This window comes from Aeromicrobium sp. CF4.19 (assembly GCF_051262555.1).
In the GTDB taxonomy this organism is placed as follows: domain Bacteria; phylum Actinomycetota; class Actinomycetes; order Propionibacteriales; family Nocardioidaceae; genus Aeromicrobium.
In genome coordinates this window covers 197506-217292 of the sequence record NZ_JBIMEU010000002.1, presented here as the reverse complement: position 1 = coordinate 217292, position 19787 = coordinate 197506, and the positions used below count along the sequence as shown (strand labels likewise).

Below are 19787 nucleotides of genomic sequence, written 5' to 3'. Positions count from 1 at the left end.
GTGGTCACAGTCCCTTCGGGGTCGCGAGCACCTCGACGACGCGGGCGACCCAGTCGAGCAGCAGGGCCAGGGCCGCGATGAGCACGGCCCCGACGATGAGCAAGGAGCTCTCACCCAGCTTGATGCCGGTGTTGATGAGGGCGCCGAGGCCGCCGGCCCCGACGAAGCCACCGAAGGCCACCGTGCCGCACATGAGCACGAGCGCGGTGCGGACGCCGGTGAGCATGACCGGCACGGCGATCGGCAGCTCGACCTTGCGCAGGACGGCCATGGCGGACAGGCCCATGCCGCGGCCGGCCTCGATGAGCCGGCGGTCGACGCCGTCGAGCCCTGCCACGACGTTCGCGACGACCGGCAGGATGCCGTAGATCGTCAGGGCGCCGATGAACGGCCAGATCCCGACACCGAAGTACAGCGCCGCCAGCACGACCAGTCCGATGGCGGGAGCGGCCTGCCCGAAGCCGGCCAGCGCCATGACGGCGCTGGCGTAGCGTCGCATCGGCCCCCGGGTCAGCAGCACCCCGAGCGGGACGGCGATCAGCACGACGAGCACGGCGGCGACGGCGGTCAGGTACAGGTGCCGGGTGGCCCCGGACCACAGCTCGTCGTTGGCGAGCAGGCCCTGCTTCGAGGTCAGCTCGCGAGTGTTGGTGTAGAGGATGACCGCGGCGAAGGCGGCCAGGCACACGAGGGGCTGGGCGATCCAGCGGGCGATTCCCGGGGTCGGGTCACCCTCGCGGATGGTCCTCGCCCCGCCCTTGTCACCCGCCTCCATGTCGACGGTCTGGCTGCTCACTGCGCCGCCCCGCTGCCGGCGCTTCCCTCGTCGCCGGCGTCGGCCGAGGAGACCGGGGCCGCGGAGGAGGCTGCGCTCTGCAGGCTCTGCATCGCCTCCATGATGGTCTCGACCCGCACGACGCCCTCGTACTTGTTGCGGCGCCCGGTGACCACGACGACGCCGTGGCTGGACGTCAACATCTGATCGAGCGCGTCGTTGAGGGTCGAGGCACGGCTGATGACCTCGAGGTCCTGGTCGCGAGCGACCTTGTCCAGGGCACCGGGTCTCTGCAGGTCCTTGACCGAGACCCAGCGCTGCGGGCGCTGCTGGTCATCGAGCACGATGACCCACTCGCGCCCCATCGACCGCGCGGTCTCTGCGGCGGCGGCGGGGTCTCCTCCGATCGTCGTCACGGCGGCCTCGTGGAGCTCCACGTCCCGGACCCGGGTGAGCGTGAGCTGCTTGAGCGTCGCACCGTGACCGACGAAGCCCTCCACGAACTCGTTGGCCGGGTTGGCGAGGATGTTCTCGGGGGTGTCGTACTGCACGATCTCCGACCCGACGTCGAGGATGGCGATCCGGTCGCCGACCTTGACGGCCTCGTCGAAGTCGTGCGTCACGAAGACGATGGTCTTGCGCAGCTCCTCCTGCAGGCGCATGAGCTCGTCCTGCAGTCGCTGGCGGGTGATCGGGTCGACGGCACCGAACGGCTCGTCCATGAGCAGCACCGGCGGGTCGGCCGCGAGCGCCCGGGCGACGCCGACGCGCTGCTGCTGACCACCGGAGAGCTCCCGGGGGTACCGGTCGCGGTACTGGTCGGACTCCAGGTTGACGAGCTCCAGGAGCTCGTCGACGCGAGCGGCGATGCGCTTCTTGTCCCACCCGAGCAGCTTGGGGACGATCGCGATGTTCTGCCCCACGGTGTAGTGCGGGAACAGGCCGGCGCCCTGGATGACGTACCCGATGCGGCGACGCAGGTCGTCGGCGTCGGTGTCGGTGACGTCCTCATCGCCGATGAAGATGCGTCCACCCGTCGGCTCGATGAGCCGGTTGATCATCTTCATGGTGGTCGTCTTGCCGCATCCGGACGGTCCGACCAGCATGACGATCTCGCCGGCCGGGATCTCCATCGTGACGCTGTCGACGGCGGCGGCGTCCTGCCCGGCGTAGCGCTTCGTCAGGTTCTCCAGCAGGATGCGCTCGCCGTGGACACCCTCGTCGGCAGTCGGCTTTTCGGTGGTGGTCTCAGACACGGATACCCCTAGAGGTGGTGAGGCGACCGACCAGGTTGAGCACCAGGTCGAGGACGATGGCGAGCAGGACGACGCCGAGGACGCCGGCCCAGGCCGAGTTGGTGGCGTTGGCGCCGCCCAGGCGGGAGAGCCCGGAGAAGATGAACGAGCCGAGACCGGGACCGGAGGCGTAGGCCGCGATCGCCGCGATGCCCATGAGCATCTGGGCGGAGACCCGGATGCCGGTCATGATGACCGGCCAGGCGAGCGGGAGCTGCAGCCGCAGGAGAGAGGCGCCTGGCCCCATGCCCATGCCCTTGGACGACTCGACCAGCCCGGCGTCAACCTGTCTCAGTCCGACGATCGCGTTGCGCAGGATCGGCAGGGAGCCGTAGAAGGCCAGGGCCACGACGCTGAGGACGACGCCGGAGGTGATGAAGGCGATGAGGAGCCCGAAGAGGGCGAACGAGGGGATGGTCAGCCCGACGGCGGCGCCACCTTCGACCAGACCGGACCACACCGGTGAGCGGAAGGTCAGCACGGCGATGACCAGTGCCAGCACGGTCGCGAGGATGAGGGCCTGGATCACCAGACTGAGATGTTGATAGCCCTGGAACCACAGTAGGGACCAACGGTCCTGTACGAACTCGAAGAGGTTCACCCGGTCCAACCCACCCGTCATCGTGTTCTCCGGGCGCGGCCCGGCGTCAGCCTCTCGGCGTGCATGAGGTTAACGGAATCTGTGCGGATGTGCAGGTCTGCGACCCCTCAGCGTGTCCCCGCGACCGTCACGACGCCCCGGTCGGCCGCCCCGAGGGCCCCTCAGGCGGTGGTCGTGCGGACGCGGAGGATGCGTCCGAGCAGGCCGTTGACGAAGCCCGGGGAGTCATCGGTGGACAGCTCCTTGGCCAGCGCCACCGCCTCGCTGACGGCCACGGCGTCCGGGACGTCGTCGACGTGCAGGATCTCATAGACCGCGATGCGCAGCAGGTTGCGATCCACGCCGGGCATCCGCTCCAGGCTCCAGTCGTTGGAGTGCTCCACGAGCAACGCGTCGATGACCTCCTGCTCCGCGGCCACCCCCTCCACGAGGGTGACGGTGTACTCGCTGATCGGCGGGTCGTTGGTCTCCCGACGCCTGGCCAGCGTGCCGCCGAGGGTGGTCCCCTGCAGCTCGGACTCGAAGAGGACGTCGAGGGCCCGCTTGCGGTACTTGCTCCGGGCGCCCATCAGGCCTTCACGCGGCCGAGGTAGCCGGCGTCACGGGTGTCGACCTTGATCTTCTCGCCCGTGGTGATGAAGAGCGGGACCTGGATCTCGCGTCCGGTCTCCAGCCTCGCCGGCTTGGTGCCGCCGCTGGAGCGGTCGCCCTGCAGGCCGGGGTCGGTGTGCTCGACGAGGAGCTCGACGGACGGCGGGAGCTCGACGTACAGCACCTGGCCGTCGTTCGTGGCCACGACGGCGTCCTGGTTCTCCAGCAGGAAGTCCGGGGTCGTGCCCATCGCCGACGGCGGGATCTCGAGCTGGTCGAAGGTCGAGTTGTCCATGAACACGTAGCTCGTGCCGTCGTTGTACAGGTACTGCATCTCGCGCTTGTCGACCGTGGCGGTCTCGACCTTCGTGCCGGCGTTGAAGGTCTTGTCCACCACCTTGCCGGAGTTGATGTTCTTGAGCTTCGTGCGCACGAAGGCGGGGCCCTTTCCCGGCTTGACGTGCTGGAAGTCCACGACGGACCAGAGGTTGCCCTCCAGGTTCAGCACCATGCCGTTCTTCAGGTCGTTCGTGGTCGCCATGTCAGCAGATCTCCAGCAGCTCGGTGGTCAGGTCCGTGAGCACGTCCGGCTCATCGGTGGTGACGAGGACGGTGTCCTCGATGCGCACTCCCCCACGGCCCGGGACGTAGATCCCCGGTTCCATCGTGACGGTGGTGCGACGGGTCAGTCTACCGTCGTGGCTCGCCGCGAAGAACGGGTCCTCGTGGATCTGCAGACCGACGCCGTGACCGAGCCCGGTGGTGAAGTGCGCAAGCCACCCGGCGTCGTCCAGGCTCGACCGCACGAGCGTGTCGACCTCGGAGACGACCGCCCCCTCGACCAGGGCGCGGACGCCCTCGGCCTGGGCCTCGCGCACCGCCGCGTGGACCTCTCGCTGCCACGCATCGGCCCTGCCCAGGACGACGGTGCGGGTGCAGTCGGCGTGGTACCCGTCGACCCGTGCGCCGAAGTCGATCTTCAGCAGGTCCCCGCTCGCCAGCACCCGATCCGTGGGGTGGTGGTGCGGGACGGCCGTGTTCTCCCCCGCGGCCAGGATCGTCTCGAAGGCGATCGCCTCCGCGCCGAGGTCAAGCATCCGCCACTGGAGGTCGCGGGCCACCTCGCGCTCGGTGCGGCCGACGAGCGGGCCGTCGAGCACACCCTCGAGCGCGGTGACCGAGAGGGCACAGGCCCGGCGCAGTGACTCGATCTCAAAGTCGTCCTTGGTCTCGCGGGCGCGCTCCACGAGCGGGCCCGCGGCCACCACCTCCGCCGCCGTCGCCGCGGTCAACCGGGCGTGTGCGTCGACGCTCAGGGTGTGGGTCTCGGCGCCCCACCGGCCCTGCAGGCGATCGGCAGCCTGCCCGATGAGGTCGCGCGTGATGACGTGCTCCAGGTCCGGGACCTCCACCGCGGCCTGGTCCCGGTAGCGGCCGTCGGTGAGGAACACGCCGGAGCCGTCGCCATGCAGCACGAGGGCGCCGTTGGACCCGGTAAACCCGGTCAGGTAGCGCACGTTGACCAGGGTGGTGACGACCAGCCCGGACAGCTGCTCCTCGGCGAGGGACTCACCGACGCGCCGCCGTCGGGCCTGCAGCTGCTCCGAGGTCAGGACTGTCACGACTGCCCGCCTGCCAGGGCGACGAAGGAGTCGCGCAGGACCTCCTCCTCCGGCCCGGCCAGGATCGTGGGCCTCGCCAGGTCGCTCAGGACCACGAGGCGCAGCAGGTCTCCACGTGTCTTCTTGTCCAGGCGCATCGCGGCCAGCAGCGGCGAGAAGGCCCCGGCCCACGTCGTCGGCAGGGACAGCGAGGACAGCACCTCGCGGTGCCGGGCCACCAGTCCGGCGTCGATGAGGCCGTGCCGGTGCGCGACCTCGGCGACGAACACCATGCCCACGCTGATCGCCTCGCCGTGACGGACCCCGAAGCGCTCCTCCCGCTCGATGGCGTGGCCGAGCGTGTGACCGTAGTTGAGCGCCTCCCGACCGATGCCGTCCTCGGAGGTCGCCGCCGGGCGCCGACCCGGACCGCCGGAGAGACCCACGGACTCGCGCAGGTCACCCCCGACGGCCGCCGCCTTGACCGCGATGCCCTTGGTCACCAGCTCGGCGAGGATCGGCGAGCTGGGGTCGAGCACGGAGGCCGGCCCCGCGTTCTCGATGAGCTCCAGGATCGACGGGTCGGCGATGAAGCCGCACTTGACCACCTCCGCCAGCCCGCTGCGCAGCTCTGCCCCGGGCAGGGAGACGAGCAGGTCGAGGTCGCACAGCACCCCGTCCGGCTCGTGGAACGCGCCCACGAGGTTCTTGCCCGACGAGGTGTTGATGCCGGTCTTGCCGCCGACGGCGGCATCGACCATCCCCAGCACCGTCGTGGGCAGGTTGACGAAGCGCACGCCACGCAGCCACGTGGCCGCCACGAAGCCCGCGAGATCGGTGGTGGCGCCACCGCCGAGACCGACGACCACGTCGGACCGCGTGAAGCCGGACTCCCCCAGCACGCGCCAGCAGAACTCCAGCACGCCGGCCTTCTTGGCGTCCTCGCCGTCGGGCACTTCGAGCAGGTGCACGTCGAGCTGGTCGGACCCGAGCTCGCGACGCAGCTGCTCGGCGCGGTCGCGCAACGTGACGGGGTGGACGATCGCGACCCGGCGCACGTCGTCGCCGAGCAGGTCGCCGAGACCGGCGATGGTGCCGTGCCCGACCATGACGTCGTAGGGCGCTGCCGCCGAGACACTCACCCGAGCGCTCATCGCGCTCCCCCCAGGTCCTCGGCGACGATGTCCGCGACCTCCTGCGGCGTCCTGCCGTCGGTGTCGACGACCAGCGTCGCGACCTCGCGGTAGACGGGGCGTCGCTCGTCCATGAGTGCCTTCAACGTCGAGCGGACGTTGCCGAGCAGGAGCGGCCGGTTGGCGGCGAGACCGACCCGCTCGACGGCATGGACCAGGCCCACGTCGAGGAAGACGACGTGGTGACCGCTCAGGGCGTCCCGCGTCGCCTGGGAGGTGACGGCGCCACCACCGACCGCCAGGACTCCCTCGTGGTCGGCGAGCGCCACCTGCACCGCAGCGGTCTCCAGGGCCCGGAAGTGGGCCTCGCCGTCCTGCACGAAGAGGTCGGGGATGCTCCTGCCGGTCTCGGCCTCGATGTCCGCGTCGGTGTCACGCACGGCCAGACCCAGGCGCGACCCGATCTCCCGCGCCACCGTGCTCTTGCCGGCGCCCGGGGGGCCGACGAGCACGACGACGGGGCTCATCGGTACCTCAGGCTCTCGAGGTACCCGGTCACGTTGCGTCGGGTCTCCGCGACGGAGTCGCCGCCGAACTTCTCGGTGACGGCCTCCGCGAGGACGAGCGCCACCATGGCCTCGGCCACGATGCCGGCCGCGGGGACGGCGCACACGTCGGAACGCTGGTGGTGGGCACGGGTGGCCTCGCCGGTGGACACGTCCACCGTCCGCAGCGCCCGCGGGACGGTCGCGATCGGCTTCATCGCGGCCCGCACGCGCAGCGTCTCCCCGGTGCTCATGCCCCCCTCGGTCCCCCCGGAGCGACCGGAGGTGCGTCGCACGCCCAGCACGCCATCGGGCGTGCCGGCTGCGGTGCCGCCCTCGCCCGGCCCGGTCTCGTCGGGCACGATCTCGTCGTGCGCAACGGAGCCACGCGTCCGGGCGAGCTCGAAGCCGTCGCCGAGCTCGACACCCTTGATGGCCTGGATGCCCATCAGTGCACCCGCGAGGCGCGAGTCGAGGCGCCGGTCCCAGTGGGTGTAGGACCCGAGGCCAGGGGGCAGCCCGTCCACGACGACCTCGACAACGCCGCCCAGCGTGTCGCCGTCCTTGTGGGCCGCGTCGATCTCGGCGACCATCGCCTGGCTCGTGGCGGCGTCGAAGCACCGGACAGGGTCCGCGTCGAGTGACGCCAAGTCACGCCGACCGGGCACCGAGCCCGCCGGCGCCCGCACCGTCCCGAGCTCGACGACGTGGGAGACGAGGGTCACCCCCACGGCCTGCTCCAGGAACCGCGAGGCCACCTCCCCTAGCGCCACCCGGGCGGCCGTCTCGCGTGCACTGGCCCGTTCCAGCACGGGCCGGGCCTCGTCGAAGCCGTACTTCTGCATCCCGGCCAGGTCCGCGTGCCCGGGGCGCGGACGGGTGAGCGGGGCCCCGCGCTTGAGCCCGGCGAGCTCCTCGGCATCGACCGGGTCCGCGGACATGACGCGCTCCCACTTGGGCCACTCGCTGTTGCCGATCCGCAGCGCGACAGGGCTGCCCATGGAGACACCGTGGCGCAGCCCGCCGATCACCTCCAGCTCGTCGGCCTCGAAGCTCATCCGCGCGCCGCGCCCGTAGCCCAGGCGTCGACGCGCGAGCGCTGCCTGGATGTCGTCACTGGTCACGTGGACACCCGCCGGCAGCCCCTCGAGGACTGCGGCGAGTGCGGGGCCGTGGGATTCACCGGCCGTCAGCCATCGGAGCATGAGGCAGATTGTCCCACCCTGCGCCGCACGCCCGCCGCACCGGCCCGTGCACGAGACGGTCGACGGGATCGGGCCCGCGCGGCGGGCTCAGAGCAGGGGCGCGACGGCCAGGCCCACGACGGCGCCGACGACCATGTAGGGCCCGAAGGCGAAGGATCGACGATCCACCAGACCGGCCCAGGAGAGGGCGATGCCGCCGACGGCGCCCAGCAGGAAGCCCGCGTAGGTTCCGCTCAGCGTCGCGTCCATGCCGAGGGGGCCCAGCGCCAGGCCGATGATGCCGGAGAGGCGGACGTCCCCGTAGCCGAAGGTGCTGCCGACGCGAGCCCCGACGAACCAGATGATCCAGAAGAGCGCGAAGACACCGACGTTCGCGGCGATCCCCCACCACAGCAGGGACCAGTCGCCCGCCACGGCGGCTCCGGCGGCGACGAGCACGAGCGTCGCGACGTGCAACGGTGCCGTGAGGCGGTACGGCAGCAGCCGGGTCCGCCAGTCGACCCAGGCCAGCCACGACCCCACGCCGGCGAAGACCACCCAGACCGGCAGCATCGCCGGCTCCGGGAGCATCCAGGCCGCGACCCCGGCGAGGAGTCCCGCCAGAAGGGCGAGCAGCACCGCGGCCCGGGGCGTGGTGCCCAGGTCGGCGTAGCGGATCTTCTCCTCCGGCTCGACCTCCTCGGGATGGGGGACGGGCTCGGGCAGTCGATGCACCGCAGCCGGTCCGCAGGCGCCGATGCCGGCCGCGAGCACGACGGCCACGAGGATCTCCACGCGGTCAGGCTAACGACGCTCGAGCTCACCGAGGGCCGCGGACCGCAGGACGTCGGCGCCGACGGCCGCGCCGGTCATCAGCTGCACCTGCAGGACGGCTTGGTGCACCAGGAGGTCGAGCCCGGTCACGAGCGGCGTGTCCCCGGTGACCGCAGCTGCGAGGGGCGTGGGCCACGGGTCGTACACGACGTCGAAGACGGCGGAGGCGGAGGCGACGAGCGACGGGGCACGTTCAAGCACGGCCGCAGCGGGGACGGTCGAGACGAGCAGGTCCACCGGACCGGACGGCGGGTCGCTCAACGAGGCCGTGGTGACCTCCACACCGCACCGCTCCCCCGCCTCTCGGGCCGCCCGCGCCCTGGACGGCTCCCTGACGACCAGCTCCAGGCGCCGGGCGCCGAGCCCGGCCACGGCGGCCGCCAGCGAGGCAGCGGTCGCTCCGCCTCCGAGGACCCGCACCGATCGGACCTGCTCCACCCCCGCCTCGCGCAGTGCTGCCATCGCACCGGGGACGTCGGTGTTGTGCGCGGCGACCGAGCCACCGTCCAGCACGAGCGTGTTCGCCGCGCCGACGCGCCGGGCCACGTCGTCCGCGAAGTCGGCTAGGTCGAGAGCGTCGCGCTTGTGCGGTGCGGTGACCGAGAGCCCGATCCACGATGCATCCAGTCCCGACACGAACGCCTCCAGACCCCCCGGCTCGACGCCGATCGCGTCATAGGTGTGCGTCAGCCCCAGGCGCGCGTAGGCAGCGCGGTGCATGGCCGGGGACAGCGAGTGCGCCACCTGGTCACCCACGACGGCGCAGCGGCCGCCGCTCAGCACGAGAAGCCGGCCTCCTCGCAGGCCGCCTGGTGCTCGGCGTAGGTCTCGGTGAAGGTCGTCTCACCGGTCTCCGGGTCAGCCACGAAGTACTGCCAGTCGCCGTCCTCGGGATTCAGGGCCGCCTCGATCGCAGCCTCTCCCGGCGAACCGATCGGTCCCGGCGGCAGGCCCGGGAACCGGTAGGTGTTGTAGGGCGAGTCGCTCTGGCGCTCCTCCTCGGTGGTGAAGACGTCTCCGGAACGACCACTGATGTAGTGCACCGTGGAGTCCATCCGCAACGCCTCGCCGGAGTCGAGCCGGTTGTAGATCACCCGGGCGCCCCGCGCGAAGTCGTCGGTGGCGACCTCGTACTCCAGGATGCTCGCGATGGTCAGGATCTCCTCCTCGTCGAAGCCCAGCGCCTGCGACCTGGTATCGATCTCCAGCTCGGTCTCCACCTCCAGCGTCCGCGCGACCATCTGCTGCAGAAGCTCACGCGCCGACGTGCCAGGCTCGATCGTGTAGGTGGCCGGGAAGAGGTATCCCTCCGGGTTGCCGTCGGCGATGTCCGGCAGGCCGAGCTCACCCGGCTCGTCCAGCTCTGCCTCGACGTCGTCGGCAGCGATCTCCGACCCGTCTGCCACGAGCTCGGGGATCTGGCGGACCCGTGCTCCCTCCGGGATGACGACCTTGCCCTCGACCCGGTTCTGGGGATCGACCAGCTCGCGCATCGCCCACTCGGCGGACATCTTGAGCCGCAGGTCGTAGAAGCCGGGCTGGATCTCCGCCAACCGCTCGTCGTTGAGGGAGAGCTGGTAGAACGCCTCGGCGCTGGCGACGACGTCCTCCTCGGCCAACGCGGTGGCGATCTGCTGGCCTCCGGACCCCTCGGCGATCTCCACGACGACCGAGCCCTCCCCCTGACCGGTGTAGTCCTCCGGGCCGTTGAAGAAGGTGTTCAGCTTGCCGATCCCCCAGAGACCGGCAGCGACCAGACCGCCGAGCAGCAGGAGCACGACGATGATCCGGCCCCAGCGCGGCCCCCGCCGTGGCGGCCGCTCGGCTCGCCGGCGTCCGGGTCGCGCGGGTGTGCCGTCGCCCCGACCCATGATGTCCAGTCCGCTGTCGCTCATCGGTCCTCAGATCGTCTCGCCCGGAGCAGCTCCCCGGGTCCGTTCGGCATCGAGCGCCGCCTGGAGGATCACCGTGGCGGCCGCCTGATCGATGACTCCTCGTCGTGATCGGCCGGATCGTCCACCCTCCCGCAAGAGACTCTCCGCGGACATCGTAGACATCCGCTCGTCGAACAGCCGGACCTCGGTCGGTACGACGGCGTCCCGCAGCTCGGCCGCGAACGTCCGCACGGTGGCCGCTGCATGGCTCTCACGGCCGTCGAGGGAGACGGGCAGGCCGACGACGAGTTCGACGGCCTCCACCTCCCTGGCGAGCTCCACGATGCGCGCGACCGCGTCGACCCCGGCGGGAACCGTCTCCAGTGGCGTGGCCACGAGGCCGTCCGGGTCGCACACCGCGATGCCGATGCGGACCGAGCCCACGTCGACGCCGAGGCGACGACCGCGACGCACGCTCAGCGTCCCGCCCCGTCCACTGCGGCGCCACCCGTCGCGGCCCTGCCCACGGCCTCACGCGCCGCGGCGAGGGCGGCGGGGATCCCACTCTGGTCGGAGCCCCCACCCTGCGCGACGTCGGCCTTGCCGCCGCCGCGACCACCGATCGGCCCGCCGACCGCGGTGATCAGCGCGTTGGCCGAGAGGCCACGCTCCTGGGCGGCGTCGTTGACCGCGACGACCACGGCGGGCTTGCCGCCCGCGTCGCCGATGACCACGACGACGGCCGGGCGGCCCTGCAGGCGTCCCCGCACGTCCAAAGCCAGCGAGCGGGCGTCACCGCCACCGGCACCCTCGGCACGGTGCCCCACGAACGCGACACCGCCCAGGTCCTCGGCGGCCTCGGCGATGCCCGCCGCCGCTCCACCCAGCTGCGCGGCCTTGAGCTTGTCCAGCTCCTTCTCGGTGGCCTTGAGCCGGTCGAGGAGCTTCTGCACCTGGGCAGGCACGTCCGTGGGACTGGACTTGAGCATCGTCCCGACCTGCTGGACGAGGTCGCGCTCGCGGGCCAGGTACTCAAAGCCCTCCAGGCCGACGATCGCCTCCACCCGGCGGTTGCCGGCGCCCACCGAGCTGTCCGACGTCACCACGACGGTGCCGATCTGGGACGAGCGCTGCACGTGGGTGCCGCCGCAGAGCTCACGGGACCACGGGCCGCCGATCTCGACCACCCGGACGTCCTCGCCGTAGGTCTCCCCGAACAGCGCGAGCGCCCCGACCTCGCGGGCCCGCTCCAGCGGCATGACAGCCGCGGACACCGGGAGGTCTTCGCGCAGGGCACGGTTCGAGGCGACCTCGACGTCGTGGAGCTGCTCCGGCGCCAACGCGCCGTTCCAGCCGAAGTCCAGCCGGAGGTAGCCGGGACGGTTGTAGGAGCCGGACTGCAGGGCCGTGGGGCCGAGCACCTCGCGCAGCGCGGCGTGCACCACGTGGGTGCCCGAGTGCGCCTGACAGGCGCCCAGACGCCACTGCGGATCGACGCCCGCGTGCAGCGGGGTCTGGAGCGTCAGCTCCCCGGACAGGACACGCACCTGGTGCACGACGAGCCCACGGACGGGCCTCTGGACGTCGAGCACCTCGGCACGGCCACCATCCCACTCCAACGTGCCGGCATCGGCGTTCTGGCCACCGGACTCCGCGTAGAACGGCGTCCGGTCCAGCACCACCTCACCGACGGCGCCCTCGGGAAGTGCCGGCGCGGAGGCACCCTCGCTCAGCAGGGCGATGACGCGGGACTCCGTCTCCACCGTGGTGTAGGCCTGCCAGTCGGTGGGCCCGAACGCGTCGAGCGCCGCCCGGTAGACGCCGGTGTCGGCGTGGCTGCCCTTCTTGGACTTGGCGTCGGCCTTGGCGCGGGCTCGCTGCTCGGCCATCAGGGACCGGAAACCCCCCTCGTCGACGCTCAGGCCCTGCTCGGAGGCCATCTCCAGCGTCAGGTCGATCGGGAAGCCGTAGGTGTCGTGCAGGGCGAAGGCACGGTCGCCGGACAAGCGGGACCCCCCGTCGGCCTTGGTCCGCTCGGCCGCGAGGTCGAAGATCTGGGTGCCCTTGCCGAGCGTCTGGCGGAACGCGTCCTCCTCGGCGTAGGCCACCTGCTCGATCCGGGCGAAGTCGGCCTCCAGCTCGGGGTAGGAGACCTTCATCAGGTCCTTGCTGACCGGCAGAAGCTCCGGCAGGGCGCGGTCGTCGAAGCCCAGCAGTCGCATCGACCGCACGGCGCGGCGCAGCAGGCGCCGCAGGACGTACCCGCGGGACTCGTTGCCCGGCGTGACGCCGTCGCCCATCAGCATGAGACCGCTGCGTACGTGGTCGGCCACCACCCGGAAGCGCACGTCGTCGCCGGCGTCGGCCCCGTAGCGTCGACCGCTGAGCTCGCTGGCACGCTCGATGACCGGGTACACCTCGTCGATCTCGTAGAGGTTCTGCTTCTCCTGCAGCAGGTACGCGACCCGCTCCAGGCCCATCCCGGTGTCGATGTTCTTGCTCGGCAACGCTCCGACGACGTCGAAGTCGTCCTTGGCACGGACGTTGGTGATCTCCTCCTGCATGAAGACCAGGTTCCAGATCTCCAGGAAGCGGTCCTCATCGACCACGGGCCCACCGTCGGGGCCGTAGGCGGGGCCGCGGTCGATGTAGATCTCGCTGCAGGGTCCGCCCGGGCCGGCCACGCCCATGTGCCAGTAGTTGTCCAGCAGCCCGCGTGCCTGGATCCGCTCGTCGGGCAGGCCGGCGATCTCGCGCCACAGACCGCGGGCCTCGTCGTCACCGTCCAGGACGGTGACCCAGACGGTCTCCGGGTCGATGCCGAGCGCGCCGCTGTCCAGCGACCCGGTGATCAGGCCCCAGGCGTGCTCGATGGCGCCGGCCTTGAAGTAGTCGCCGAAGGAGAAGTTGCCGTTCATCTGGAAGAACGTGCCGTGCCGCGTGGTCTTGCCGACCTCCTCGATGTCGAGGGTTCGCACGCACTTCTGGACGCTCGTCGCGCGATCGAAGGGTGGCGTCTCCTGCTGCAGGAAGTACGGCTTGAACGGCACCATGCCCGCGTTGACGAACAACAGGTTGGGGTCATCGAGCAGCAGCGGCGCCGAGGGCACCACGGTGTGGCCCGACTGCTCGAAGTGGTCGAGGAAACGCCGGCGGATCTCCGCGGTCTTCATGATCGGTGGTCTCTCTGGGTGGGGGCGGCCTGAGCGTCGAGCGAGGTCTGCTCGGGTGGCGGGACGACGTGGGGACGTTCGCGCGGGGCGGGGTCGCCCCGCATCTCGTGCTCGATCTCGCGGACGCGGTCGTCCATGCCGTCCCGGACCTCCTCGGAGAAGGCTCTGACTCCCTCGCCGAGGGCGGCGGCCTGGTCGATGAGGCCGGGCATGGAGAGGCGGTAGGCGGCTCGGCGGGCCTTCACCGACGCGACCGCGCCGGCGACGGAGCCGGCCACGAACCACACGATGCGCCCGTTCACGCGCCGATCGCCCGATCGGACCGTGCTGCTTCGGACGAGGGGGGCTCGTCGGCGTGGGGAAGCTCGCCCAACCACCGGTCGGAGGGCTCGGTGGGTGCCAGGTGGGCGGCGCGCGACGCACGCCGCCCGGCACGCAGCCGGTGGCGCCGGCGCTGTCGGTACTCCCGACGCACCAGGGCGGCGATGCGGTCGCGGCTCTCGGGCCGCAGCGCCTGGGCGATCCCGTGCGCGAGCACCGCGAGGCGCACCTGGGGACGGGTCAGGGCAGTCGCCACGACCTCGTCGCGGCTCGGCGGCACGATCACCCGGCCCTCGACGAGCCGCGGGGCGAGCTCGCCCGTGCGCTCCGGCAACGACGTCACCGAGGTGACCGGGGCGTCGTCCTGCTCGGCGGACGCAGGCACCGCGCCGCCCGGAGCCGCGACGTCGGCCTGCTCCGCCCGGGCCCGCACGATCTGGCGTGAGGCACGCGTGGCGACGACGGCAGCACCCACCGCCACGACCGCGAGGACCGCGGTCGCCACGAGCAGCAGGACGTCTGACGACATGCGTCGAGGTTACAAGGACGTCGCCGACCCGAGGGGTGGCGGCCTCAGGGCACGTCTAGCGGTCGCGCAGGACGCGCCGGATCCGCTCCAGTCGCTCGGCGATGGCGCCCTCGGCCCCGTGCGGACCGGGCTCGTAGTACTGCGCCCCGTCGACGTCGTCCGGCGCGTACTGCTGCGGCACCACGCCCCGTGGGTCGTCGTGGGCGTAGCGGTAGTCGTGGCCGTGTCCGAGCTTCTTGGCCCCCGCGTAGTGCGCGTCGCGCAGACCGGGAGGCACCGGCCCGACCTTGCCGGCGCGTACGTCGGCCTCTGCCGCACCGATCGCGCGCACCACGGAGTTCGACTTGGGCGCCGTGGCGAGGTGGATGACGGCCTGGGCCAGGGGGATCCGGGCCTCAGGGAACCCGATGAGGGCCACGGCCTGCGCCGTGGCGACAGCGACGGGCAGGGCGGTGGGGTCCGCCATGCCGACGTCCTCGCTCGCGTGGATCATCAGCCGGCGGGCGATGAAGCGTGCGTCCTCGCCCGCCTCGACCATCCGGGCGAGGTAGTGCAGGGCGGCATCGACGTCGGACCCGCGGATGGACTTGATGAACGCACTCGTCACGTCGTAGTGCTGGTCGCCCTGGCGGTCGTAGCGCACCGCGGCCTTGTCCACCGCGAGCGCGGCGTCCTCGACCGTGATCTCGGTGCGCCCCTGCGAGGTCGTGGCGCCGGCAGCGGCCTCGAGGTAGGTCAGCACCCGACGGCCGTCCCCACCGGCGAGCCTCACGAGGTGGGCCCGCGCCTCGTCGGAGAGCGTGACGGCCCCGGCAAGGCCACGCTCGTCGGTGACGGCTCGCTCGACCATCGTGTCCACGTGCTCGTCGGTGAGCGACTGCAGCGTCAGCAACAGGGACCGGCTCAGCAGCGGCGAGATGACGCTGAAGTGCGGGTTCTCGGTGGTGGCGGCGACCAGAGAGACCCAGCGGTTCTCCACACCAGGGAGGAGGGCATCCTGCTGCGCCTTGCTGAAGCGGTGCACCTCGTCGACGAACAGGACGGTCTCGACGCCGTTCTGCAGCGCGCGTCGGGCCCCGGCGATGACGTCGCGAACCTCCTTGACCCCCGCGGAGACGGCAGAGACCTCCATGAAGCGTCGGTTGGTGTGGCCGCTGATGAGCGAGGCGATCGTGGTCTTTCCGGTGCCGGGCGGCCCCCACAGCAAGATGGTGAGGGGCTGGTCGCCGTCGATCATCTGGCGCAACGGCGAGCCGGCGGCGAGCAGGTGCTCCTGGCCCACGAGCTCATCGAGCGTGCGAGGGCGCATCCGGACCGCGAGCGGCGCCGACGAGTGCGCGTTCCCGGCCAGGCTCCCCGACCCGACCGGGGCGGTGGTCTCGGGGCCACCGGGCAGGTCGAACAGGCCGTCACTCATGCGCCGAGCCTAGTTCCCTCGTGCGCGGTACGGGCGCACCGCCGGGTCAGCCCCGGGCACTCGACCTCAGGCGTCGTCGTCGTCGGGGGCGTCGTCCTCGTCGGACTCGGCGTCGACGCCGGCCTCCTTGCGCTGCTGGGCCGTGATCGGCGCGGGGGCCGCGGTGAGAGGGTCGTACCCGCCACCGGACTTGGGGAAGGCGATCACCTCGCGGATCGAGTCCACGCCCGCGAGCAGCGCCACCGTGCGGTCCCACCCGAAGGCGATGCCGCCGTGCGGCGGGGCGCCGAAGGAGAAGGCGTCGAGCAGGAAGCCGAACTTCTCCGTGGCCTCGGCCTCGTCGATGCCCATGATGGAGAAGACCTTCTTCTGCACGTCCTCGCGATGGATGCGGATCGAGCCGCCCCCGATCTCGTTGCCGTTGCAGACGATGTCGTAGGCGAGGGCCGTCGAGGTGCCCGGGTCGTCGAGGCTGGCGACGTCGGCCGGCGCCGTGAAGGCGTGGTGCACCGCCGTCCAGTCGCCACCGCCCACGGCGACGTCACCGGACTCCAGCTCGTCGACCGCCTCGAACATCGGCCAGTCCACCACCCAGCAGAACGCCCAGGCCGACTCGTCGATGAGGTCGCAGCGCCGACCGATCTCCAGGCGGGCGGCCCCGAGCAGGCCCTGGGCGGACTTGCGGGGCCCGGCGGCGAAGAACACGCAGTCCCCGGGTTCGGCTCCCACCTGGGCGGCGAGGCCGTCGCGCTCGGCGTCGGAGAGGTTCTTGGCCACGGGACCGCCGAGCGTGCCGTCCTCCTGCACGAGGACGTAGGCCAGGCCCCGGTGTCCCCGCTGCTTGGCGAACTCCTGCCAGGCGTCGAGCTGGCGTCGGGCCTGCGAGGCGCCACCCGGCATCACGACGGCGCCGACGTACGGCGCCTGGAAGACCCGGAACGGCGTGTCGGCGAAGTAGTCCGTGCACTCGGTGAGCTCGAGGTCCAGGCGCAGGTCGGGCTTGTCCGAGCCGTAGCGCGCCATGGCGTCGGCGTAGGTGATGCGAGGGAAGGGTCGGGGCAGGTCCACGTCGATGAGCCGCCAGAGCTCGGCGTAGATCTCCTCGGACAGGGCGATGACGTCGTCGGCGTCGACGAAGCTCATCTCCACGTCCAGCTGGGTGAACTCCGGCTGGCGGTCGGCGCGGAAGTCCTCGTCGCGGTAGCAGCGCGCGATCTGGTAGTACCGCTCGGTGCCGGCGACCATGAGCAGCTGCTTGAACAGCTGCGGGCTCTGCGGGAGGGCGTACCAGCTGCCGGGCCGCAGGCGCGCCGGGACGAGGAAGTCGCGGGCGCCCTCGGGCGTCGAGCGGGTCAGGGTGGGGGTCTCCACCTCGATGAACGCGTGCTTCTCCAGGACGGAGCGAGCAGCGGCGTTGACCTTGCTGCGCAGCCGCAGGACACCCGCGGGTCCGCTGCGTCGCAGGTCGAGGTAGCGGTGCCGCAGGCGCGCCTCCTCGCCCACCGTGCCGGCGCTCGCGGCGGAGGCGTCGTCGATCGGGAACGGCAGGGGGGCGGCGGCGCTCAGCACCTCCACGTCGTCGGCGACGACCTCGATGGCGCCCGTGGCGATGGAGTCGTTCTCGTTGCCCTCGGGGCGGGCACGCACGGTGCCGACGATCTTGAGGCAGTACTCGGCGCGCAGGTGGTGCGCGACGTCCTCGCGGATGACGACCTGCACGACACCGCTGGCCTCGCGCAGGTCGATGAACGCCACGCCTCCGTGGTCTCGGCGGCGCGCGACCCATCCGGCGAGCGTGACCTGCTCGCCGATGTTCTCGGCGGTCAGGGTTCCGGCGTCATGGGTGCGGATCACGGGGTGGTCTCCTCGGGTCGTTCGGGCGTGGCGGGAAGGATCGTCGGTTCGAGGTCGGCCGCGGGCGGCTGCCACGTCGCCGGGTCGATGTCGGTCTGTTCCCCGCTGCGGATGTCCTTGGCCTGGACGGTGTCACCGGGGAACAGCACGAACGGGATGCCGCGTCGCTCGGCGTGGCGGATCTGCTTGCCCAGCTTCTGGGCGCTCGGGGCCACCTCGGTGGCGATGCCACGAGAACGCAGCGTCGTGGCGAGGGCGTCGCTGGACCCACGATGCTCCTCGTCGAGCACGGTCACGAGCGCGACGGACGGCACCGAGCGCGACGCCGTCAAGCCGTCGGCGATCAGCGGCACGACGAGTCGGGAGACGCCCAGCGAGATGCCGACGCCCGGGTAGGTGTTGCGGTTGTCGCGGGCGAGCTCGTCGTATCGGCCGCCGGAGCACACCGACCCGAGGTGCTCGTACCCGGCCATGCGGGTCTCGAGGACCGTGCCGGTGTAGTAGTCCAGGCCCCGCGCGATCCGCAGGTCGACCACGACGTCGGCCCCCTCGACGTCCTGGCATGCGTCGATGACACGCGCCAGCTCTGCCAGTCCCTCCACGAGCACCGGGTGGTCCACGCCGAGCGCCTCCACGCGGGTCACGAACGAGGAGTCCGGGGCCGTGATGCTCGAGAGCGCGAGACACGCATCGGCCTGCCGCTCATCGAGCCCGGCCTCCAGCAGGAGGGTCCGCACCGCGTCGGCCGGCAGCTTGTCGAGCTTGTCCACGATGGGCATGACACGGGTCGGCTCCGTGACCCCGAGGCCGAGGTAGAAGCCCTCCAACACCTTGCGGTTGCTGATCTGCAGGGTCAGCCGCGGCACGGGCAGTCCGGACAGCGCCTCCGCCATCACCCGGGCGATCTCCACGTCGAAGTGGAAGGGCAGCACGTCACGCGCGACGATGTCGATGTCGGCCTGCGTGAACTCCCGGAATCGCCCCTGTTGGGGCCGCTCCCCCCGCCACACCTTCTGGATCTGGTAGCGACGGAACGGGAACTCCAGGCGTGAGGCGTTCTCCACGACGTACCGGGCGAAGGGGACCGTGAGGTCGAAGTGCAGGGCCAGGGCGTCACCGGGGTCGTCGGCCGTGCCGTCGGCGGGGGCGTGCAGACGGCGCAGCGTGTAGACCTCCTTGTCGACCTCGCCCTTGCGCAGCAGCTGCTCGACCGGCTCGACCGCGCGGGTCTCCAGTCCGGTGAATCCGTGCAGCTCGAAGGTGCGACGCAGGTGGTCGAGGATGCGCTGCTCGACCACCCGCTCGGCGGGCAGCAGCTCGGGGAAGCCTGAGAGCCTGCTCATGCGGTCAGCTCCGCGAGGAACGGGTTGGTGGCGCGCTCTCGGCCGATGGTCGTCTGGCCACCGTGTCCGGGCAGCACGGCGACGTCGTCGGGCAGCGGCAGGATGCGCTCGCGCAGGCTCGTGAGCATCGCCTCGTGGGAGCCGCCTGTCAGGTCGGTCCGCCCGATGGATCCGGCGAAGAGGAAGTCGCCGGAGAACATCACCTGCGAGATCTCCTCCGGTCCCGGATAGTCGACGCGGTAGAACACGGTGCCGGGGGTGTGCCCGGGGACGTGGTCGACGCTGATCTGCAGGCCGTCGACCTCGATGACGACGCCGTCGGAGGCGTCGCGGACGTCGGCCGGCTCGACGAAGTCCGGCAGTTCGTGCATGCCGAGCTGGGCCCGCAGCATGGAGGCGGACTCACCGGAGATCGCCGCCATCGGGTCGCTGAGCAGGTGGCGGTCCTCGGGGTGGATCCAGACCGGGGCGTCGAACTGGGACGCGACGTCCTGGGCGCACCACATGTGGTCGAAGTGTCCGTGGGTGACGAGGACTGCGGCCACGGCGAGGTCGTGCTCGGCCACCACCTGACGGACGCCCTCGATGCTGTCCATGCCGGGGTCGACGACGGCGCACCCGGCCCCCGGACCGCGCGCGACGACGTAGCAGTTGGCCTGCAGCGGACCGGCAGGAAAGGACGTGAGGAGCACGCCCGTCAGGGTACGCGAGCCCGCG

At 71.5% G+C, this 19787-nt stretch carries 20 protein-coding genes; all 20 read right to left on the bottom strand.

Translation table 11 applies throughout. The annotated features are described in order from the left end of the window. Positions 1 to 4: 4 nt before the first annotated feature. The 20 genes from ACHAAC_RS05565 to ACHAAC_RS05470 all read right to left on the bottom strand — a co-directional run bounded on the left by ACHAAC_RS05565 (position 5) and on the right by ACHAAC_RS05470 (position 19762). Positions 5 to 796, bottom strand: a complete 792-nt coding sequence (locus ACHAAC_RS05565) for an ABC transporter permease (protein WP_435715065.1) — start codon at positions 794 to 796, stop codon at positions 5 to 7. Next, positions 793 to 2031: a betaine/proline/choline family ABC transporter ATP-binding protein gene (locus ACHAAC_RS05560; RefSeq protein ID WP_435715064.1), complete on the bottom strand. Its 1239-nt coding sequence runs from the start codon at positions 2029 to 2031 to the stop codon at positions 793 to 795. Before ACHAAC_RS05560 ends, ACHAAC_RS05565 begins: the two co-directional genes overlap by 4 nt. After that, positions 2024 to 2599, bottom strand: coding sequence for an ABC transporter permease (locus tag ACHAAC_RS05555; protein WP_435715063.1), 576 nt, complete (start codon positions 2597 to 2599; stop codon positions 2024 to 2026). The genes ACHAAC_RS05560 and ACHAAC_RS05555 overlap by 8 nt, the downstream gene beginning before the upstream one ends. A 233-nt stretch (positions 2600 to 2832) precedes the next feature. Continuing rightward, positions 2833 to 3240 (bottom strand): transcription antitermination factor NusB, encoded by a 408-nt coding sequence (nusB, locus tag ACHAAC_RS05550; protein WP_435715062.1) that lies wholly within the window; start codon positions 3238 to 3240, stop codon positions 2833 to 2835. Beyond that, positions 3240 to 3803 carry an elongation factor P gene (gene efp / locus ACHAAC_RS05545; RefSeq protein ID WP_435715061.1) on the bottom strand — a complete coding sequence of 188 codons (564 nt, stop codon included), beginning with the start codon at positions 3801 to 3803 and terminating at the stop codon, positions 3240 to 3242. The genes nusB and efp overlap by 1 nt, the downstream gene beginning before the upstream one ends. Position 3804: 1 nt before the next feature. Further along, positions 3805 to 4884: a M24 family metallopeptidase gene (locus ACHAAC_RS05540; protein ID WP_435715060.1), complete on the bottom strand. Its 1080-nt coding sequence runs from the start codon at positions 4882 to 4884 to the stop codon at positions 3805 to 3807. Next, positions 4881 to 6005: a 3-dehydroquinate synthase family protein gene (locus ACHAAC_RS05535; RefSeq protein ID WP_435715059.1), complete on the bottom strand. Its 1125-nt coding sequence runs from the start codon at positions 6003 to 6005 to the stop codon at positions 4881 to 4883. Before ACHAAC_RS05535 ends, ACHAAC_RS05540 begins: the two co-directional genes overlap by 4 nt. Positions 6006 to 6013: 8 nt before the next feature. After that, entirely contained in the window at positions 6014 to 6523 is a 510-nt protein-coding gene (locus ACHAAC_RS05530) for a shikimate kinase (RefSeq protein ID WP_435715058.1), read from the bottom strand. Continuing rightward, positions 6520 to 7746, bottom strand: a complete 1227-nt coding sequence (gene aroC, locus ACHAAC_RS05525; RefSeq protein ID WP_435715057.1) for a chorismate synthase — start codon at positions 7744 to 7746, stop codon at positions 6520 to 6522. Before aroC ends, ACHAAC_RS05530 begins: the two co-directional genes overlap by 4 nt. An 87-nt stretch (positions 7747 to 7833) precedes the next feature. Further along, a complete protein-coding gene (locus tag ACHAAC_RS05520) occupies positions 7834 to 8520 on the bottom strand; it encodes a prepilin peptidase (RefSeq protein WP_435715056.1) in 687 nt (228 codons plus the stop codon). A 9-nt stretch (positions 8521 to 8529) separates the two neighbouring features. Beyond that, positions 8530 to 9342: a shikimate dehydrogenase gene (locus ACHAAC_RS05515; RefSeq protein ID WP_435715055.1), complete on the bottom strand. Its 813-nt coding sequence runs from the start codon at positions 9340 to 9342 to the stop codon at positions 8530 to 8532. Continuing rightward, positions 9336 to 10454: an endolytic transglycosylase MltG gene (mltG, locus tag ACHAAC_RS05510; RefSeq protein WP_435715054.1), complete on the bottom strand. Its 1119-nt coding sequence runs from the start codon at positions 10452 to 10454 to the stop codon at positions 9336 to 9338. The genes ACHAAC_RS05515 and mltG overlap by 7 nt, the downstream gene beginning before the upstream one ends. Before the next feature lie 6 nt (positions 10455 to 10460). Further along, complete coding sequence (gene ruvX / locus ACHAAC_RS05505) at positions 10461 to 10907, bottom strand: Holliday junction resolvase RuvX (RefSeq protein ID WP_435715053.1); 447 nt, start codon at positions 10905 to 10907, stop codon at positions 10461 to 10463. Positions 10908 to 10909: 2 nt separating this feature from the next. After that, a complete protein-coding gene (alaS, locus tag ACHAAC_RS05500; protein ID WP_435715052.1) occupies positions 10910 to 13606 on the bottom strand; it encodes an alanine--tRNA ligase in 2697 nt (898 codons plus the stop codon). Beyond that, positions 13603 to 13908 carry a DUF6167 family protein gene (locus tag ACHAAC_RS05495; protein ID WP_435715051.1) on the bottom strand — a complete coding sequence of 102 codons (306 nt, stop codon included), beginning with the start codon at positions 13906 to 13908 and terminating at the stop codon, positions 13603 to 13605. The genes alaS and ACHAAC_RS05495 overlap by 4 nt, the downstream gene beginning before the upstream one ends. Continuing rightward, on the bottom strand, positions 13905 to 14456 hold the full coding sequence (locus ACHAAC_RS05490) for a hypothetical protein (protein WP_435715050.1): 552 nt from the start codon (positions 14454 to 14456) through the stop codon (positions 13905 to 13907). The genes ACHAAC_RS05495 and ACHAAC_RS05490 overlap by 4 nt, the downstream gene beginning before the upstream one ends. A 55-nt stretch (positions 14457 to 14511) precedes the next feature. After that, complete coding sequence (locus ACHAAC_RS05485; RefSeq protein ID WP_435715049.1) at positions 14512 to 15873, bottom strand: replication-associated recombination protein A; 1362 nt, start codon at positions 15871 to 15873, stop codon at positions 14512 to 14514. Positions 15874 to 15939: 66 nt separating this feature from the next. Further along, positions 15940 to 17727 carry an aspartate--tRNA ligase gene (aspS, locus tag ACHAAC_RS05480; protein WP_435715048.1) on the bottom strand — a complete coding sequence of 596 codons (1788 nt, stop codon included), beginning with the start codon at positions 17725 to 17727 and terminating at the stop codon, positions 15940 to 15942. Beyond that, entirely contained in the window at positions 17724 to 19070 is a 1347-nt protein-coding gene (gene hisS, locus ACHAAC_RS05475) for a histidine--tRNA ligase (protein WP_435715047.1), read from the bottom strand. The genes aspS and hisS overlap by 4 nt, the downstream gene beginning before the upstream one ends. After that, complete coding sequence (locus tag ACHAAC_RS05470) at positions 19067 to 19762, bottom strand: MBL fold metallo-hydrolase (RefSeq protein WP_435715046.1); 696 nt, start codon at positions 19760 to 19762, stop codon at positions 19067 to 19069. Before ACHAAC_RS05470 ends, hisS begins: the two co-directional genes overlap by 4 nt. Positions 19763 to 19787: the final 25 nt, after the last annotated feature.

Excerpts from the sequence above, each read along its gene's own strand:
- ACHAAC_RS05485 (WP_435715049.1), bottom strand. The coding sequence starts at position 15,873 with ATGAGTGACGGCCTGTTCGACCTGCCCGGTGGCCCCGAGACCACCGCC.
- alaS (WP_435715052.1), bottom strand. The coding sequence starts at position 13,606 with ATGAAGACCGCGGAGATCCGCCGGCGTTTCCTCGACCACTTCGAGCAG.
- mltG (WP_435715054.1), bottom strand. The coding sequence starts at position 10,454 with ATGAGCGACAGCGGACTGGACATCATGGGTCGGGGCGACGGCACACCC.
- hisS (WP_435715047.1), bottom strand. The coding sequence starts at position 19,070 with ATGAGCAGGCTCTCAGGCTTCCCCGAGCTGCTGCCCGCCGAGCGGGTG.
- ACHAAC_RS05490 (WP_435715050.1), bottom strand. The coding sequence starts at position 14,456 with ATGTCGTCAGACGTCCTGCTGCTCGTGGCGACCGCGGTCCTCGCGGTC.
- aroC (WP_435715057.1), bottom strand. The coding sequence starts at position 7,746 with ATGCTCCGATGGCTGACGGCCGGTGAATCCCACGGCCCCGCACTCGCC.
- ACHAAC_RS05530 (WP_435715058.1), bottom strand. The coding sequence starts at position 6,523 with ATGAGCCCCGTCGTCGTGCTCGTCGGCCCCCCGGGCGCCGGCAAGAGC.
- nusB (WP_435715062.1), bottom strand. The coding sequence starts at position 3,240 with ATGGGCGCCCGGAGCAAGTACCGCAAGCGGGCCCTCGACGTCCTCTTC.
- efp (WP_435715061.1), bottom strand. The coding sequence starts at position 3,803 with ATGGCGACCACGAACGACCTGAAGAACGGCATGGTGCTGAACCTGGAG.